Origin of the sequence: Amycolatopsis sp. ATCC 39116, assembly GCF_000231075.2 — a bacterium.
In the GTDB taxonomy this organism is placed as follows: Bacteria; Actinomycetota; Actinomycetes; order Mycobacteriales; family Pseudonocardiaceae; genus Amycolatopsis_E; species Amycolatopsis_E tucumanensis.
Genome location: NZ_AFWY03000010.1, coordinates 34,742 through 49,440, shown reverse-complemented (window position 1 = coordinate 49,440; position 14,699 = coordinate 34,742). Strand labels below are relative to the sequence as shown.

General features: G+C 70.2%; 16 protein-coding genes. 9 read left to right on the top strand and 7 right to left on the bottom strand.

All coding sequences use genetic code 11. The annotated features are described in order from the left end of the window. The first annotated feature begins 52 nt into the window (after positions 1-52). Positions 53-391 (top strand): P-II family nitrogen regulator, encoded by a 339-nt coding sequence (locus AMY39116_RS0314155; RefSeq protein WP_020418294.1) that lies wholly within the window; start codon positions 53-55, stop codon positions 389-391. Here AMY39116_RS0314155 and AMY39116_RS0314150 read toward each other — a convergent pair. The 3 genes from AMY39116_RS0314150 to AMY39116_RS0314140 form a co-directional block, all read right to left on the bottom strand. Beyond that, positions 388-804: a hypothetical protein gene (locus tag AMY39116_RS0314150; RefSeq protein ID WP_039791501.1), complete on the bottom strand. Its 417-nt coding sequence runs from the start codon at positions 802-804 to the stop codon at positions 388-390. The genes AMY39116_RS0314155 and AMY39116_RS0314150 overlap by 4 nt on opposite strands. Then, on the bottom strand, positions 797-1,162 hold the full coding sequence (locus tag AMY39116_RS0314145; protein ID WP_017985578.1) for a hypothetical protein: 366 nt from the start codon (positions 1,160-1,162) through the stop codon (positions 797-799). Before AMY39116_RS0314145 ends, AMY39116_RS0314150 begins: the two co-directional genes overlap by 8 nt. Before the next feature lie 463 nt (positions 1,163-1,625). Beyond that, entirely contained in the window at positions 1,626-2,033 is a 408-nt protein-coding gene (locus AMY39116_RS0314140; protein ID WP_020418292.1) for a thioesterase family protein, read from the bottom strand. Between the two features lie 132 nt (positions 2,034-2,165). On the opposite strand from AMY39116_RS0314140, the gene AMY39116_RS0314135 reads away from it, so the two are divergent. The 5 genes from AMY39116_RS0314135 (at position 2,166) to AMY39116_RS0314115 (ending at position 9,217) form a co-directional block, all read left to right on the top strand. Continuing rightward, complete coding sequence (locus AMY39116_RS0314135) at positions 2,166-3,797, top strand: thiamine pyrophosphate-dependent enzyme (protein ID WP_039791521.1); 1,632 nt, start codon at positions 2,166-2,168, stop codon at positions 3,795-3,797. A gap of 183 nt (positions 3,798-3,980) precedes the next feature. Then, entirely contained in the window at positions 3,981-4,184 is a 204-nt protein-coding gene (locus AMY39116_RS0314130; protein WP_017985575.1) for a cold-shock protein, read from the top strand. Between the two features lie 161 nt (positions 4,185-4,345). Then, positions 4,346-5,737, top strand: coding sequence for a hypothetical protein (locus AMY39116_RS0314125; RefSeq protein ID WP_027935911.1), 1,392 nt, complete (start codon positions 4,346-4,348; stop codon positions 5,735-5,737). Continuing rightward, a complete protein-coding gene (locus AMY39116_RS0314120) occupies positions 5,737-6,693 on the top strand; it encodes a glutamate ABC transporter substrate-binding protein (RefSeq protein WP_020418289.1) in 957 nt (318 codons plus the stop codon). The genes AMY39116_RS0314125 and AMY39116_RS0314120 overlap by 1 nt, the downstream gene beginning before the upstream one ends. A gap of 13 nt (positions 6,694-6,706) precedes the next feature. After that, complete coding sequence (locus AMY39116_RS0314115; protein ID WP_020418288.1) at positions 6,707-9,217, top strand: serine/threonine-protein kinase; 2,511 nt, start codon at positions 6,707-6,709, stop codon at positions 9,215-9,217. A 417-nt stretch (positions 9,218-9,634) separates the two neighbouring features. On the opposite strand, the gene AMY39116_RS0314110 is transcribed toward AMY39116_RS0314115, so the two are convergent. Continuing rightward, positions 9,635-10,120, bottom strand: coding sequence for a PaaI family thioesterase (locus AMY39116_RS0314110; RefSeq protein WP_020418287.1), 486 nt, complete (start codon positions 10,118-10,120; stop codon positions 9,635-9,637). A 256-nt stretch (positions 10,121-10,376) separates the two neighbouring features. Between AMY39116_RS0314110 and AMY39116_RS0314105 the strand changes: the two genes are divergently transcribed. Next, positions 10,377-11,738 (top strand): MFS transporter, encoded by a 1,362-nt coding sequence (locus AMY39116_RS0314105; RefSeq protein ID WP_020418286.1) that lies wholly within the window; start codon positions 10,377-10,379, stop codon positions 11,736-11,738. Between the two features lie 52 nt (positions 11,739-11,790). Here AMY39116_RS0314105 and AMY39116_RS47820 read toward each other — a convergent pair whose 3' ends face one another. After that, positions 11,791-11,913: a hypothetical protein gene (locus tag AMY39116_RS47820; RefSeq protein WP_020418285.1), complete on the bottom strand. Its 123-nt coding sequence runs from the start codon at positions 11,911-11,913 to the stop codon at positions 11,791-11,793. 197 nt (positions 11,914-12,110) lie between these two features. Between AMY39116_RS47820 and AMY39116_RS46080 the strand changes: the two genes are divergently transcribed. Continuing rightward, positions 12,111-12,272, top strand: a complete 162-nt coding sequence (locus AMY39116_RS46080) for a hypothetical protein (protein ID WP_157358550.1) — start codon at positions 12,111-12,113, stop codon at positions 12,270-12,272. A gap of 52 nt (positions 12,273-12,324) precedes the next feature. Here AMY39116_RS46080 and AMY39116_RS0314090 read toward each other — a convergent pair whose 3' ends face one another. Beyond that, positions 12,325-13,527: an Ig-like domain-containing protein gene (locus AMY39116_RS0314090; RefSeq protein WP_020418283.1), complete on the bottom strand. Its 1,203-nt coding sequence runs from the start codon at positions 13,525-13,527 to the stop codon at positions 12,325-12,327. A 370-nt stretch (positions 13,528-13,897) separates the two neighbouring features. Here AMY39116_RS0314090 and AMY39116_RS0314085 point away from each other — a divergent pair, with 370 nt between their 5' ends. Next, positions 13,898-14,101: a cold-shock protein gene (locus AMY39116_RS0314085; protein WP_017985566.1), complete on the top strand. Its 204-nt coding sequence runs from the start codon at positions 13,898-13,900 to the stop codon at positions 14,099-14,101. Between the two features lie 66 nt (positions 14,102-14,167). On the opposite strand, the gene AMY39116_RS0314080 is transcribed toward AMY39116_RS0314085, so the two are convergent. Continuing rightward, the gene (locus AMY39116_RS0314080; protein ID WP_020418282.1) at positions 14,168-14,602 is read right to left on the bottom strand and encodes a hypothetical protein; all 435 of its coding nucleotides are present in this window, start codon (positions 14,600-14,602) and stop codon (positions 14,168-14,170) included. Between the last annotated feature and the right edge of the window lie 97 nt (positions 14,603-14,699).

Here is a 14,699-nt window from a genome sequence, read left to right as displayed (position 1 = left end):
GCCGGGAGAGCTTCTAGTGTGGCCGCACGCCCGGGAAGAAGGAGCACACCGCGTGAAGCTGCTGACCGCCGTCGTGCGGCCGTTCGTTCTCGACGACGTTCGGCAGGCGCTCGAGCGGCTCGCGGTTCTCGGCATGACCGTGACCGAGGTGCAGGGCTACGGCAGGCAGAAGGGGCACCGCGAGGTCTACCGCGGCGCCGAGTACCAGGTCGACTTCGTGCAGAAGCTCCGCGTCGAAGTGCTGCTCGACGACGAACTCGTGGAACGCGCGATCGAAGCGGTCGTCGAGGCTTGCCGGACCGGGCGGATCGGCGACGGCAAGGTTTGGGTGACCCCCGTGGACACCGTCGTCCGCGTCCGGACCGGCGAGCGCGGTCCCGACGCCCTCTAGCGGCGAGCCGTGCGCCGCAGCCAGAGCAGGCCGATCACCGGCAGCACCAGCGGGATGAAGAGGTAACCCTCGCCGTAACCGGACCACACCGTGGCGTCCGGGAAGGCCTCCTGGTCGAACACGCTCAGCGTCCCGACCACCAGCACGCCGAGCAGCTCGATCCCGATCGCCGCCACGGCCAGGCGGAACGAACCCTCGCCGCGGCGGGCCAGCGCCACCGTCGCCACGATGTAGATCACCGCGGCCAGCGCGGACAGCGTGTAGGCCAGCGGCGCCTCGTGCCACTTCGTCGAGATCTGCACCGCCGCGCGGGACGTCGCGGCCAGCGCGAAGATCCCGTACACCGCGACCAGGATCCGGCCCGGCCCCGTCGCGGTGGTGCGCCGCGTCCCCTGCTCCGAAGGCTCAGCCATGCCCGGCACTCCAAATCTGGTGGATCCGCTCGACCATCACCGGAATCGCCAGGCACGCGACGCCCAGGATGACCGTGCTCGACCGGCTCCGCTCGGCCAGCGCCCACGCCGCCCCGACCGGCAGGATCACCAGCGACCCCACGAGGTAGGCCAGGTACGTGACCATGCTCCCGGGCCGGTCGCCGCCGATCAGCAGCACGACCCCGACGACCAGCTGCGCGACGAGCAGGACCTCGACCACCCCGAGCGCCACCAGCAGCGCGCGCCCCGGCTCCCGGCCCCGCGCGGCGGCGACGAAGGCCCACACGGCGACCAGCGCCGCGCTCACCGCGACGGCCACGCCGAACCCAGTGATCACCGGTCCTCACCCACCGTCGAACGCCATTACCGGTCGCAGCTTAGCCGCGTGGCGCGCGCCACCAGCTGAGAGGAGCTGGGCCAGCGGAAAATCATTCACCGGTTTCCCGTCCACCCGGATGGCCGTACCGAGGCCGCTCCGCCGATACCGCCGTGACCTGTGCAGAGGGGCCGGACCCCGGGAAATACGCGGCAAACGGGTGGTGGAAAGTCCACGGGGCTCACCGTCCGTGAACCCGAAACCCTTTCCACGCCGCCGGTTCGGCGGTGCGGCAGGCCGCCGTCCGCGAGGGACCATGGCACCTGGGCAGGGCAGTGGTAGCGATCGAGGGGGATCGGGTGATCTTCCAGTTGAACTGGCGCGGAAACCCGGAACGGATATTCACGACGATCTTCGCCATGGCCACGGACCGGACACCGGGCCTGGGGCCGCCGGGCCGCTGCCCGCAGCGCGCCTGCCCGTGTCAGGCGAGCGCCTCCAGCGACTCCCGCAGCTTTCCCTCGACGGGCACCGGGCGCCTGGTCTCGCGGTCCACGAACACGTGCACGAAATGACCCTCGGCGACCGGCTCGCCCCGGTCCGACCGGAAGATCCCGATCTCGTAGCGCACGCTGCTGCGGCCGAGGTGCGCGACCCGCAGGCCGATCGACAGCACCTCGGGGAACGCGACCGAGGCGTGGTAGTTGCAGTGCGACTCCACGCACAGGCCGATCACGCCGCCGTCGTGGATGTCGAGCCCGCCGCGCTCGATGAGGTAGGTGTTGATGACCGTGTCCATCAGCGCGTAGTGGACGACGTTGTTGACGTGCCCGTACACGTCGTTGTCCTTCCAGCGGGTGGGAACCTGCTGCCAGTGCGGGTACGAGGTCACGGCCGGAAGCTTAGGGCCTCTACTCTGGGGTGATCGTTCACTCGTAGGGAATCTCAAGATCACTTGACCGGAGTAGCGCCGCGCTGGGAACCTCTTCCCATCGGGTACCAAGAGGGATGGACCGTCGCCGAGATCACGGTCCGCGTGCTGGTCGACGCCGGGATCCGGCGTGCCTACACCGTGGCCGGTGACGCGTTCCTGGAACTGCTCGACGCCCTCCGGTTCGAGCCGCTGATGGCGTTGGTCACAGCGCGCCAGGACACCGGCGCCGCGTTCATGGCGGAGGCCGAGGGCAAGCTGCGGGAGGTCCCGGCGCTGCTGCTCGGCGGCCCTGGCCCGGGTATCGCGGACTTCCTGGTCGCCGTGCGCTCGGCCTACCAGGACGGTTCGCCGATGGTCGTGCTGGTCGAGGACCGCGCGAGCGTCCGGCTGGCCGGTCCCGGCATCCAGGACGGCCTCGCCGAGCTGGATCCGCTGACGTTGTTCGGCCCGTTCGCGAAGTGGACCGGCCGCGCCGAGACGGCCGCGCAGGTGCCGGTGCTCGCCGCGCAGGCGGCCCGCGCCGCGCGCGAGGGGCGCAAGGGGCCGGCGATCCTGGCGGTGCCCGCGGACTTCTGGGTCGCACCGTTCGACGGCACGATCCCGGAGCCGGAGCAGCGCCCGGACGACACCGGCGCGGTGCTGCGGTCCGCGCACGAGGTCGCCGCTCTGCTGGCCGACTCGCGCTACCCGGTGGTGATCGCCGGCGGTATCGGGCGCAGCGCGCGCAAGGACCTGATCGCCGCCGCCGAGCAGCTCGGCCTGGCCGTCTACACCGCGTTCCGCCGCCAGGACAGCTTCCCGGAGAACCACGCGCGCTACGCGGGCCACCTCGGTGTGGGCATCCCGCCGGGTCAGCTCGACGCGCTGGAACGGGCCGACGTGGTGCTGGCCATCGGCACCCGGCTGGACGACGTGACCACGCAGAACAACCGGTACCCGCTGCCCGCGCAGACCCTCGTGGTGATCGGCCCCGGCCTGCCCGCCACGCACCGGCGCGGCCTGACGTTCCGGATCGACTGCGAGGTCGGCCCGTTCCTGCGGCAGCTGGTCGCGGTCGGCGTCGCCAGGTCGCGCCGCAGCTCGGCGGCCAACGCGGCCACGCACACGCACATGACCCCGCCGCGCACCAGCCCGGACCACCCGCTGGTGCACCCGGCGGACGTGGTGCGGGTGCTGCGCAAGGTGGCGCCCGAGGACACCGTGGTGGCCGCGGACTCGGACAAGACCGCCCGGTTCGTGCACCGGTACTGGTGCTTCACCGAGCCGCACACCCAGATCGAGCCGCCGGACGGCGTGCGGGGCTACGCCGTGCCCGCGGCGCTCGGCGCGAAGCTGGCCGCCCCGAAGCGCACGGTCGTCGCGGTGATTTCGGACGCCGCGGCCATGATGACCGGGCAGGAGCTGGAGACGGCGGTGCGGTACCGCGCGCCCATCCTCGTCGTGGTGTTCCAGAACGGCCTGTACGCCGACGTCGCCATGCACCAGGCGGCCAAGCACGGCCGGCTGGACGGGGTGTCGCTCACAGCGGTGGACTTCGCGGCCTGGGCGCGCTCGTTCGGCGCGGCCGGTTACACGATCGAATCGCCCGAGCAGCTGGAGCCGACTATGCGGCGGGCGCTGCAGCACCAGCGGCCGAGCGTGATCGACGTGCGGACCGATCCGGACGTGATCGATCCGGACACCCGGCTGTCCGCGCTGTTCCAGCGGTCACGCAAGACCTAGCGTTCGCGACGGATCTGTGATCTACTGGTGTCGGTCTTCGAAGATTTTGTGTTCGTGTTCAGGCACGCTCGCAAGATTTGGCGGGCGTAGTGGTTCCCCGATCGGGGAGGCAAACCGATCCGTCATTGACCCGGCGCACCGGAGCGGTGTGCCGTTTTGTTTGCAGTATATGGAGATTTTTTCATGGCTCAGGGCACCGTGAAGTGGTTCAACTCCGAGAAGGGGTTCGGCTTCATCACTCCCGACGATGGCGGCGGCGACGTCTTCGTCCACTACTCGGAGATCCAGGGCCGCGGCTTCCGCACCCTGGAGGAGAACCAGCGGGTTGAGTTCGAGATCGGCCAGGGCCAGAAGGGCCCGCAGGCGACCGGCGTCAACGTCCTCTGATTCGACTTCGAACGGCAGCCCCCACCTCTTCGTGAGGCGGGGGCTGCCTTCGTTTTCCAGCCCTTCGAACCGGTGTGCGCAATCCCGGCGACCTCGGTCCGGAAGATCGCGCCGTCCGGTACCTTCATGCGGGTGTGGTTCGAGGGCGAGGGGTGGAACCGATGACTGCTACCGCGACGCGGCCTGCCGTGCCCGGTGGCCCCGGCGGTGGAGTGCCGGAACCCGCCGCGCCCCCGAACGCCCCGCGCGGAGGCCTGGCCGGCCTGTTCGAGCTGCCCGGCGCCGCGGTCCGCGGGATCGCGCGCTCGGCCCGCACCACGCCGGGCCGCCTGACGGTGATCGCGGTCGGGCTCGTCGTGCTGGCGCTGGTCACCGGCGTGGTCGCGACGATCACGCTGCAGGAGCGCAAGAACACGATCAACGACCTCATCGACCACCGCGAGCCGCTGGCCGCGGCCTCGCAGGAGGTGTACCGCTCGCTGTCGGACGCTGACGCGACCGCGGCGAGCGCGTTCCTGGCGATCGGCGTCGAACCGCCGTCGCTGCGCCAGCGGTACGACACCGCGATCGCGCGCGCCGGCGTCGCGCTGGCGAAGGCCGCGTCCGACTCGGCAGGCGTGCCCGAGGCCGCGGCGCAGGTCGAGATCCTGACCCGCCAGCTGCCCGTCTACACCGGCCTGGTGGAGACCGCCCGCGCGAACAAGCGGCAGGGCTTCCCGGTCGGCTCGTCCTACCTGCTCGAGGCCTCCAGCCTGATGCGCACCACGATCCTGCCCGCCGCGCAGGACCTGTACCACATCGACACCGGCCGGCTGGCCGAGGAGCAGGACGACGCCAGCAGCTTCCCGTGGATCACCACGTTCCTCGTGCTCGCCCTGCTCGCGGCGCTGATCACGACCCAGGTCCACCTGACCCGCAAGACCAACCGGGTGCTGAACGTGGGGCTCGTGATCGCCACCGCCGCGACGGTGCTCGCGCTGCTCTGGGGCGGCGTCGCGGTGACCGTGCAGAGCGTCCTGGTCAGCAGTGGTGACGAGGACGGCAGCCACCAGGTCGACGTGCTGGTCCGCGCCCGCATCGCGGCGCTGCAGGCCAGGGCGAACGAGATGCTGACCCTGGTCGCGCGCGGGGACGGCGGAACGTACGAACAGGACTTCAACAGGCTCGCGCCGCAGGTCACCGGCCTGCTGAACGAGGCGCGCGGGTTCGCCACCGGCGACATGGCCCGCGAGGTGCAGGGCGCGGCAGACAGCGCGGAGCGGTGGCTGAACACGCACCAGGAGATCCGCGCCAAGGACGTCGACGGCGCCTACTCCGACGCCGTGAAGCTCGCGGTCGACTCGTCGGTGCAGGGCGGCGCGGCCACGACGTTCGCCAACCTCGACGACGCGCTGGTCGCCGCGATCGGGCACGGCAGGCAGGCGTTCCTCGACGACACGCGCGGCGGTGACCGTGCGCTGACGCTGCTCGCGCCCGGCTTCGCGGTGCTCGCGGTGGTCGCCGCCGCCGGCGCCACGATGGGGATCAGGGACAGGCTGAGGGAGTACCGCTGATGGCTCGGGGGAAGGTGGCCGCACTCGTGGCGGCCGTCGCGCTGCTGGCCGCGGGTTGCGGCAGCGCCGGGACGCCGGCCGACCCGGCGCCGGTCGGTGACGTGCAGGCGCCGCTGCCGGCAGGGGTCGGCGGCGGGGACACGGGCAGCGGCAGCGGCGCGGACAACAACTGCGACACGCGCAGCCTCTCGCCGAACGGCTCGATCCCGTCCGGGTCCACGATGGACAAGATCCGCGACCGCGGCCGCCTGATCGCCGGTGTCGACCAGACCAACTTCCTGTTCGGCTTCCTCAACCCCTCCAGCGGCAACCTGGAGGGCTTCGACATCGAGATCGTCAAGCAGATCGCGGCGTCGATCTTCGGCCGCTGGGAGGGGCACATCCAGTGGGTGGCCATCCCGTCGTCGGCGCGCGAGGACGTGCTGAAGGACCACCAGGTCGACATCGTCGTCCGGACCTACAGCATCACCTGCACCCGGATGAAGGACGTCGCGTTCTCCGCGCCCTACTACCAGGCCGGGCAGGCGGTGCTGGCGGCGAAGAACTCCGGCATCCGCGGCCTGCAGGACCTCGGCGGCAAGCGGGTGTGCGCGGCGAAGAACTCGACCTCGCTGTCGACGATCAGCACGGCGCCGTCGCGCCCGGTGCCGGTCTCGGTGAACAACTGGTCGGACTGCCTGGTGCTGATCCAGCAGGGCCAGGTCGACGCCATCTCCACCGACGACGTGATCCTCGCGGGCATGGCGCGGCAGGACCCCAACCTGGAGGTCGTCGGCGAGCCGTTCACGCGCGAGTTCTACGGCGTCGGCATCCCGCTGGGCCAGGACGACATGGTCCGGTTCGTCAACGCCGTGCTGGAGAACGTCCGCAACGGCAGCGCGTGGCAGAACACGTACAAGTACTGGATCGAGCCGGCGCTCGGACCGGGTTCGCCGCCGTCCGTGTCCTACCGCTGAGGGGGCGTCCACAGTGTCCGAAGAGGAGCGTCGACCGCGCCACGCGCGCCCGGACGACCGGCCGATCACGGGTTCGCTCGCCGACGAGCCCGGCACCGGGTGGCACAGGCCTGCCGACGAGCTGAGCGGCGCCCGGCCGACGCCGATCGGCGAACCGGTGCCCTCGGCAGCCGAGACGCAGATCATCGAGCCGGTCCGCCCGCCCGCGGAACCCGTGCAGCCTGACGACGTGCAGCTCACCAGCGTGCTCGCCTCGCCTGCGCCGATGACCGAGATGATCCGGCCGCCCGCGCCGCCGCCGGAGCCGAGCGGCCCGGCCGTGCTGCCGGACCCGGGCACCGACAGCGTGCTGCCCGAGCGGTCCAGCGGTCACACCGGGTCGGGCAGCCAGCCCGGCACCGGGCCGGGCACCGGAGCGGGCACCGGCACGGGCGCGTTCCCGGGCACCTCGCGGCGCACCGGGCGGCGGACCCGGCGCGGTCGTCTCGGGGCGGGCCTGGTCGAGGTGCCGCCGGTGCCCTACCGCGACCCGGCGTCGGCCGTCCTCACGAACCCGGTGGTGTCGGAGGAGAAGCGGTACTGCGGCAACTGCTCGGCGAAGGTCGGCCGGGGCTCGGCCGGGCCGGAGGGCGTGTGCGAGAAGTGCGGCACCGCCTACTCGTTCCTGCCCACGCTGCAGCCGGGCGACCTGGTCGGCGGGCAGTACGAGGTGCTCGGCGCGATCGCCTACGGCGGGCTCGGCTGGATCTACCTCGCCAAGGACCGCAACGTCAACGACCGCTGGGTCGTCCTCAAAGGACTGATCGACACCGGCGACCCGACGGCCGTCGCGGCGGCGGTGAACGAGACCCGGTTCCTGGCCGAGGTCGAGCACCCGAACATCGTCAAGATCTACAACTTCGTGCAGCACCCGGACGCGCGCACCGGGCACGCCATCGGCTACATCGTGATGGAGTACATCGGCGGCCAGTCGCTGCGGCAGCTCGCGCTCGCGCACCAGCGCGCCGCCGGGCGGCCGGAGCCGCTGCCGATCGCGCAGGTCATCGCGTACGGGCTGGAGATCCTGCCCGCGCTGGGGTACCTGCACAGCCAGGGGCTGCTGTACTGCGACCTCAAGCCGGACAACGTGATCCAGACGCACGAGCAGCTGAAGCTGATCGATATGGGCGCGGTGCGGCGGATCGACGACTACACCAGTCCGCTGTTCTTCACCACCGGCTACAGCGCGCCGGAGCTGACCACGCACGGCGCGTCGATCGCGTCGGACCTCTACACCGTCGGCCGCACGCTGGCCGTGCTGAGCTTCGAGTTCAACGGCTACACCACGAAGTACAAGGCCGGGCTGCCGACGCCGGACGAGATCCCGCTGTTCAAGCTGTTCGGCTCGTACTACCGGTTCCTCAAGCGCGCCACGCACCCGGACCCGGACCGCCGGTTCCTCTCCGCGGAGGAGATGGCCGACCAGCTCGCCGGTGTGCTGCGCGAGATCATCTCGATGGGCACCGGGAAACCGCGGCCCGCGGTGTCCACTGTGTTCGGTCCGGAGACCAACACGTTCGGCGTGGACCTGGTGGTGCCGGAGGCGGGCTGGACGGTGCCGCTGCCGGACGCCGTCGAGGTCGTGTCCGGCTTGCCGATCCCGCAGGTCGACACCGACGACCCGGCGGCCGGTGTGCTGGCGACGACGACGGCGCTCGACCCCCGCGCCGCGATCGACGCGCTCGCCGGGGCGCCGCCGGACTCGATCGAGGTGCGGCTGCGGATCGTCCGCGCGCGCATCGAGCTGGGCGAGCTGGCCGAGGCGAACCGCCAGCTGCAGGCGGCGCAGTACCTGGCCATCCGGGCCGGGTACCCGCACGACTGGCGCATCGACTGGCACCGCGGGCTGATCGAGCTCGCCGGCGGGCGGCCGCGGGTGGCGAACGTCGCGTTCGAGACCGTGTACGACGACCTGCCCGGCGAGATCGCGCCGAAGCTCGCGCTGGCGGTCAGCGCGGAGGGCATCGGCGACTACTTCACCGCGGCGCGGTTGTACGAGCAGGTGTGGCGCACCGACCGCGCGTACGTGAGCGCGGCGTTCGGGCTGGCGCGGGTGTACCTGGCGCAGGGCGCGCGGGCGGGCGCGATCGAGGTGCTGGAGTCGGTGCCCTCGACGTCGACGCACTACGTGGCGGCGCAGGTGGCGGCCATCAAGATCAAGACTCGGGCGAGCGGGCCGAACACCTCGGTCAGCGAGGCGGATCTGGTCGACGCGGGCGTGAAGCTGGAGCAGTTGCGCCTGGACGCCGAGCGGCGGACGCGCATCTCGGCGGAGGTGCTGGAAGCAGCGTTCACGTACGTGCAGGGCGCACCGCCGGGATACCGCACCAGCGCGAAGGTGCTGGGCTGCGAACTGTCCGAACGGGACATCCGCTTCGGACTGGAACGCTGCTACCGCACACTGGCGCGACTGGCCCACACGGCGGGCGAGCGGATCGAGCTGGTCGACCGGGCCAACTCGGTGCGCCCGCGCACGCTCACCTGACCCGGCCGCCGCCCACCAGCTGACGCGCCCACCCAGCCAGCTCGCCACCCCGGGGTGGCCGACTGGCCACCGGCAAGCGCGAACACGCCACCGGGAGCGGCCAACTCGCTGCCCGGGGCGGCCACTGCCACCCGAAAACGGTCAACCAGCCGCCCGGGTGGCCAATACGCCGCCCGCAAGGGCAAACTTGCCGCTGAGAACGGCAACTCGCCGCCGGGGCGGGGAACTTGCCGCCGGGAACGGCAACTCACCGCCGGGGCGGGGAACTTGCCGCCGGGGCGGCTAACTTGCCGCCGGGGGCGGCTAACCTGCTACCCAGGGCGTCCAACTCGCCGCCCGCGGCGGCAAACACCTTGGTGGGTCCGCGTGTTTGCGGTTCGCCGCGCCGTGCTGGTCGAGGGGGTCACGGGTTGAGCGTCAGGGGTTGATGTCCCAGTCCTCGCGGCGTTCGGTCCGCGCCTGGGAGAACTTCTGCAGCGCCTCGGGATCCCCGTGCGTCGTGAAGTGTTCCAGTCCCACCTGGACGAACAGTCCCCGCGCGCGCACGGCCACCGGGCCGTCGGCGGAGTCGAGGTGCCCGTCGGCGCTGGCGTAGATCTTGCGGCCGGCCACGCCGTCCACGCGCGCGGCGATGAACAGCGTCGTACCGACCGGAACCGGCCGCAGGAAGTCGGTTTCCAGCTTGCCGGTCACCGCGGGGCGGCGCAGCAGATTGCCGACCGTCGAGCCGAGCGCTTCGTCGAACGCGCACGCCAGCAGGCCGCCATGGGCGAGCCCCGGCGCGCCCTGGTGCGCGCTCGTCACCGGGAACTGCGAGTACACGACTCCGGCGTCACCGACGGTGGAGTGCATGTGCAGACCGTTGTCGACCTCACCGCACCCGAAGCACTCGGCGTAGTGCATCTCGAGTTTCGTGCCCGGCCCGGGCGCCTTGGGGTGGATCTCCGGCTGTTCGGTCTGGACCGGAGGCCACGGATTCGCAGGTCGGCGCTTGTCGCTCACATCGGACACGGTAACCGGTTCTACCCCGAAAACGACGGGCTACCCCGGCTTCGAAGAGACAAAAACCACGACAGGAGAGAAAATCACTACCCGATGGCACTAAGGTCGCAACCTTGACCGCGCTGGCACGAAACAGCTTGAGGAGGTCGGGGCGAACATGACGAACACAGCGCAGGCACCCGAGGTCGACGAGAAGACGGTCAGACGAGCCGTCATCGCGTCGGCCATGGGTAACGCAACAGAGTGGTACGACTACGGGGTGTTCACCTCGGGTGCGATTGCCGCCAGCATCGGCACCGTGTTCTTTCCCGGCGAGGGGAACGCGATTCTGAAATCGCTGGCGCTGGTGGCGATCGGGTTCGTGGTTAGGCCGTTCGGCGGAGCGTTCTTCGGCCCTCTGGGGGACAAGATCGGGCGGCAGCGCGTGCTGGCGATCACGATCCTGTTGATGTCCGGCTGCACGTTCCTCGTCGGCTGTCTGCCGACGTACTCGGGCGAGTACGCGATCGGGATCGGCGCCCCCATCCTGGTCCTGCTGCTCCGGTTGATCCAGGGCTTCTCGACCGGCGGCGAGTACGGCGGCGCGGCGACGTTCATCGCCGAGTACGCCCCGACGCGCAAGCGCGGGTTCTGGGGCAGCTTCCTGGAGATGGGCACGCTGGCCGGTTACGTGCTGGGCAACCTGGTCGTGCTGACGGTGACGTTGTCGTTCACCGCGGACCAGGTGGACAGCTGGGCGTGGCGGATCCCGTTCTGGGTGGCGCTCCCGCTCGGCATCATCGGTCTGTACCTGCGGAACAAGCTCGAGGACACGCCGGAGTTCCGGCGGCTGGAGGCCGCGGGCGAGAAGGCGGAGAAGGCGCCGCTGAAGGAGACCCTGACGCGCAACTGGCGCATGATCATGAACCTGATCGGGATCGTGCTGCTGCTCAACATCGCCGACTACATGTTGCTGACGACGATGCCCACGTACTTCACGGACACGCTGAAGATCAGCGACAACACGGCGACGGTGATCATCATCATCGTGGAGCTGATCCAGATCGCGTTGATCGCGCCGATCGGCGCGCTGTCCGACCGGGTCGGGCGAAAACCCATGCTGATCACCGCGGCGATCGGTTTCCTCGTGCTGAGTTACCCGTCGATCAAGCTCATGCAGAGCGGCAGCACGGTGCTGCTGTTCCTCGGATTCCTGATCGTGGCGCTGCTGCTGGTGCTGATGCTGGCGGTGATCGGGTCGACCTTCCCGGCGATGTTCCCGACCCGCGTGCGCTACGGCGCCTTCGCGATCGGCTACAACGTCTCGACGTCCATCTTCGGTGGCACCTGCGGTGTGGTCGTGACCGCGCTGATCCACGGCACCGGCAACCAGGACTGGCCGGCTTACTACCTGATGATCGCCGCGGCGATCGCGTTGTTCCCGATCTTCAAGATCCCGGAGACGGCGCGGGTCCCGATGGACCACATCAACGAAGAGGGTGTGACCGCGCCGCCGGCGGCCAAGACCGCCGCGAACTGACGCCACACCGGAACGGAAGAGGGCCGGGTCCCCGATGGGGCCCGGCCCTCGCTCACTCGGTGACCTCGGCGGGGGCTTCGGCACGAGGAGCGAAGTGCCGCCGTGCGTAGGTGGTGAGAGCCGATGCCACCGCAACCGCCAAGCCGGCTTCCACCAGCAGAGCAGCGAACACCATTGCTTCCTCCTCGTGAGTGTTCGGGCGCGGCTGTCACCGCGCCGTGTTACAGGGGTGTGGTCGGGGGATGTTCCCCGTGTTACTCATCGCCGCGAAGTTGGTGAGTATTTCTCCGACAGACCCCCATTGAGGGGTGATCTCGCCCACGGCAGAATGAACCGTGGCAAAACCGGAATCCCAGAGGAGGCGGCTGCGGGATGGGCGAGCAACGTCGGCCCGGAGTGGGCGAAGCGGCGCGGCTGCTGGACGACATGACGCAGCAGATGGTCGTGGTGCCGCCGCTGCTCGATGTCCCGGAACCGGGCGAGGTCCCGTCGGTGCCCGCGCCGCCGCCCGCCCTGGACGGCCACGCGCTCTAGAAAACAGTGAAGGCCACCCCCGTGGCGGGAGTGGCCTTCACGCCTTGACAGATCAGCCCGCGAGGGCGGACAGCTTCGTCCAGTCCGCCCAGGAGTAGGTCCAGTCCGAGTAGTCGCCGTCCTTCGCGGACAGCGTCTGGGTGCTGCCGGTGATCTCGACCGGATCGCCGACCAGCGCGCCGTCGTAGTACTCCTTCGCCCGCGCCGGCGACAGGTTCAGGCAGCCGTGCGAGACGTTCTGCTTGCCCTGCGCCCACATCGACGACGCCAGGCCGTGGATGAACTCGCCGTTGTTGGAGATCCGCACCGCCCACGGCACGTTCACGTCGTAGTAGTCGTACCGCGGGTTGCTCATCGAGTAGGTCGCGTGCTTCGACATCACCACGTGGATGCCGCTGTGCGTGACGCGGCCGGGGTCGGAGTCCAGGCCGTAGCTCACCGGGTAGTCGGCGATCTGCACGCCGTCGCGGATGACCTGCATCCGGTGGGTCCTGGTGTCACCCTTGACGATCTGCGAGCGGCCGATCGAGAACGCGGCCGTGACGTCCTGCTTGCCGTAGGTCCCGTCGCCGATCTTCACGCCGTAGATGTTCGCGGCGACCCTGACCTGCGTGTTCGGCTGCCAGTACTCCTTCGGCCGCCAGTGCACGCTGGTGTCGGAGACCCAGGCCCACGAGCCCTCGGTCTTCGGCGTGGTCTCGACGGTCAGGGAGCGCTCGACGGCGGCCTTGTCGGTGACCTTGGAGCTGAAGGTCAGCGCGATCGGCATCGCGATGCCGTAGGTCTGGTTGTCGCCGACGTTCAGGCTGGCGGACAGCTGCTTGCGCGGGCTGACGGTGGTGAACGAGCCGCCGATGGCGACCTGCTTGCCGTCGCTGCCCAGCGCGGTGCCCGACCACGTGTACTTCTTGCCGTAGCCGAGCGGTTCGGTGATGGTCCAGCTGCGCTTGTCGGCGCTGAGCTGGCCCGCGACCTGCTTGCCCTCCGGGTTGGTGAGCGTGACCGACTGCAGCTCACCGTCCGTGACCGTCACCTGCGCGGAGTCCGCGGGCGCCACGTCCTTGGCGCCGTCCGCGGGCTGCACGGCGAGCTTGGCCGGCCCCGCCGAGGTCTGCTGCGCGTCGGCGGACGTGGTCTGCCCGGTCCCGGTCGTGCCGGGCGAATCGCCGCCGCTGCATGCACTCAGCGCCAGCAGCGCGGCCAGACCGAGCCCGATCAGCGCCAGCGGCTTGCGCCGCTTGTGAAGTCCTGTCACCTCTGAAGCCCCTTCTCCCCTGTCGCCAGACAGACGCGCGTCCGTAGGTGATCGTTGACGCTGAGGAGTGTGACTCGCCTCACTATCGAGGGACCCTCGATGCCGGAACGCCACGGTCGGCCGCTAGTTGATCAGCCTATCGAGTGGGTCCGACAGTGACCGGGTGACCGCATTACGCCATCTCAGTGACGGAATCAATGGGGTCCGAAATCGCTCACATCCGGGTAGGCTTCCGCGCAGGCCGTTGTTTTGCGTGGTCGTGGCTACACACTCGCGGAACTTTCGACGCGAGCCGGGAGCCGCACGCGCTCGTCGCTCACCCCGTCGGAACCGTCCGGGCGGCCCGAGTTATTGACGAGGAGCAACAGCGGTGGCGCAAGGCACTGTGAAGTGGTTCAACGCCGAGAAGGGCTTCGGCTTCATCGCCCAGGACGGCGGCGAGGGCGATGTCTTCGTGCACTACTCGGAGATCGAGGGCCGCGGGTTCCGCACCCTCGAAGAGAACCAGCGCGTGGAGTTCGAGATCGGCCAGGGGCAGAAGGGGCCGCAGGCCCAGAAGGTGCGCGTCATCTGACGCTCACCTGTCCACGAACGTCCCGTCCCCGGCGGTCCTCCGCCGGGGACGGTTTTTTGTCTGCGGTCAGACGCGGCCGGCGCGCGGCCGGTCCCAGTTCTGGTCGAAGTGGTGCTGGTCGGTGTCGGCGACACCGGTGTGGTCGGCGAACTGGCGGCGCTCCTGCGAGGCCGCCTGCGCCTCCCAGGCGAGGCGCTCGAGCACCCATTCGCGGGCCAGCGCCTGCGGCGAGGTGCCGCGCTCGGCGGCGATGTCCTTGAGCTGGGAGCTCGCGACCAGGTTCATGCGCAGCTGGTAGACCTGCGCCTCGCCGAAGCGCTTGCCGGTCCCGGTGCTTTCCGGGCCGGTTTCCGGCGCGAGCGCGGCGAGGTAGCTGGTGAGCTCGTGGTCCTCGACGGCGCCCTGCGATTCCTTGTCCGCCGAGTTCCGGTGCTTGCCCGGGTTGACCGGCTTCAGGTTGGTCCGGGTGTTGTTCCGGCGTCCGAGAGAGGGAAGAGGCACCCGGCCACGATAACGGTTAGGTCTCGGGACGACCCTCATTGTGGTGCACGACACACGGGTTCTTCCCGATCTCCTGGGCTGTTCGGGTGGGACGTAC

Bases quoted from the DNA above. Each gene is read 5' to 3' on its own strand.
- AMY39116_RS0314150 (WP_039791501.1), bottom strand. From the start codon at position 804: ATGGCTGAGCCTTCGGAGCAGGGGACGCGGCGCACCACCGCGACGGGG.
- AMY39116_RS0314130 (WP_017985575.1), top strand. From the start codon at position 3,981: ATGGCTCAGGGCACCGTGAAGTGGTTCAACTCCGAGAAGGGGTTCGGC.
- AMY39116_RS0314125 (WP_027935911.1), top strand. From the start codon at position 4,346: ATGACTGCTACCGCGACGCGGCCTGCCGTGCCCGGTGGCCCCGGCGGT.
- AMY39116_RS0314120 (WP_020418289.1), top strand. From the start codon at position 5,737: ATGGCTCGGGGGAAGGTGGCCGCACTCGTGGCGGCCGTCGCGCTGCTG.
- AMY39116_RS0314110 (WP_020418287.1), bottom strand. From the start codon at position 10,120: ATGCACTACGCCGAGTGCTTCGGGTGCGGTGAGGTCGACAACGGTCTG.
- AMY39116_RS0314105 (WP_020418286.1), top strand. From the start codon at position 10,377: ATGACGAACACAGCGCAGGCACCCGAGGTCGACGAGAAGACGGTCAGA.
- AMY39116_RS47820 (WP_020418285.1), bottom strand. From the start codon at position 11,913: ATGGTGTTCGCTGCTCTGCTGGTGGAAGCCGGCTTGGCGGTTGCGGTG.
- AMY39116_RS46080 (WP_157358550.1), top strand. From the start codon at position 12,111: ATGGGCGAGCAACGTCGGCCCGGAGTGGGCGAAGCGGCGCGGCTGCTG.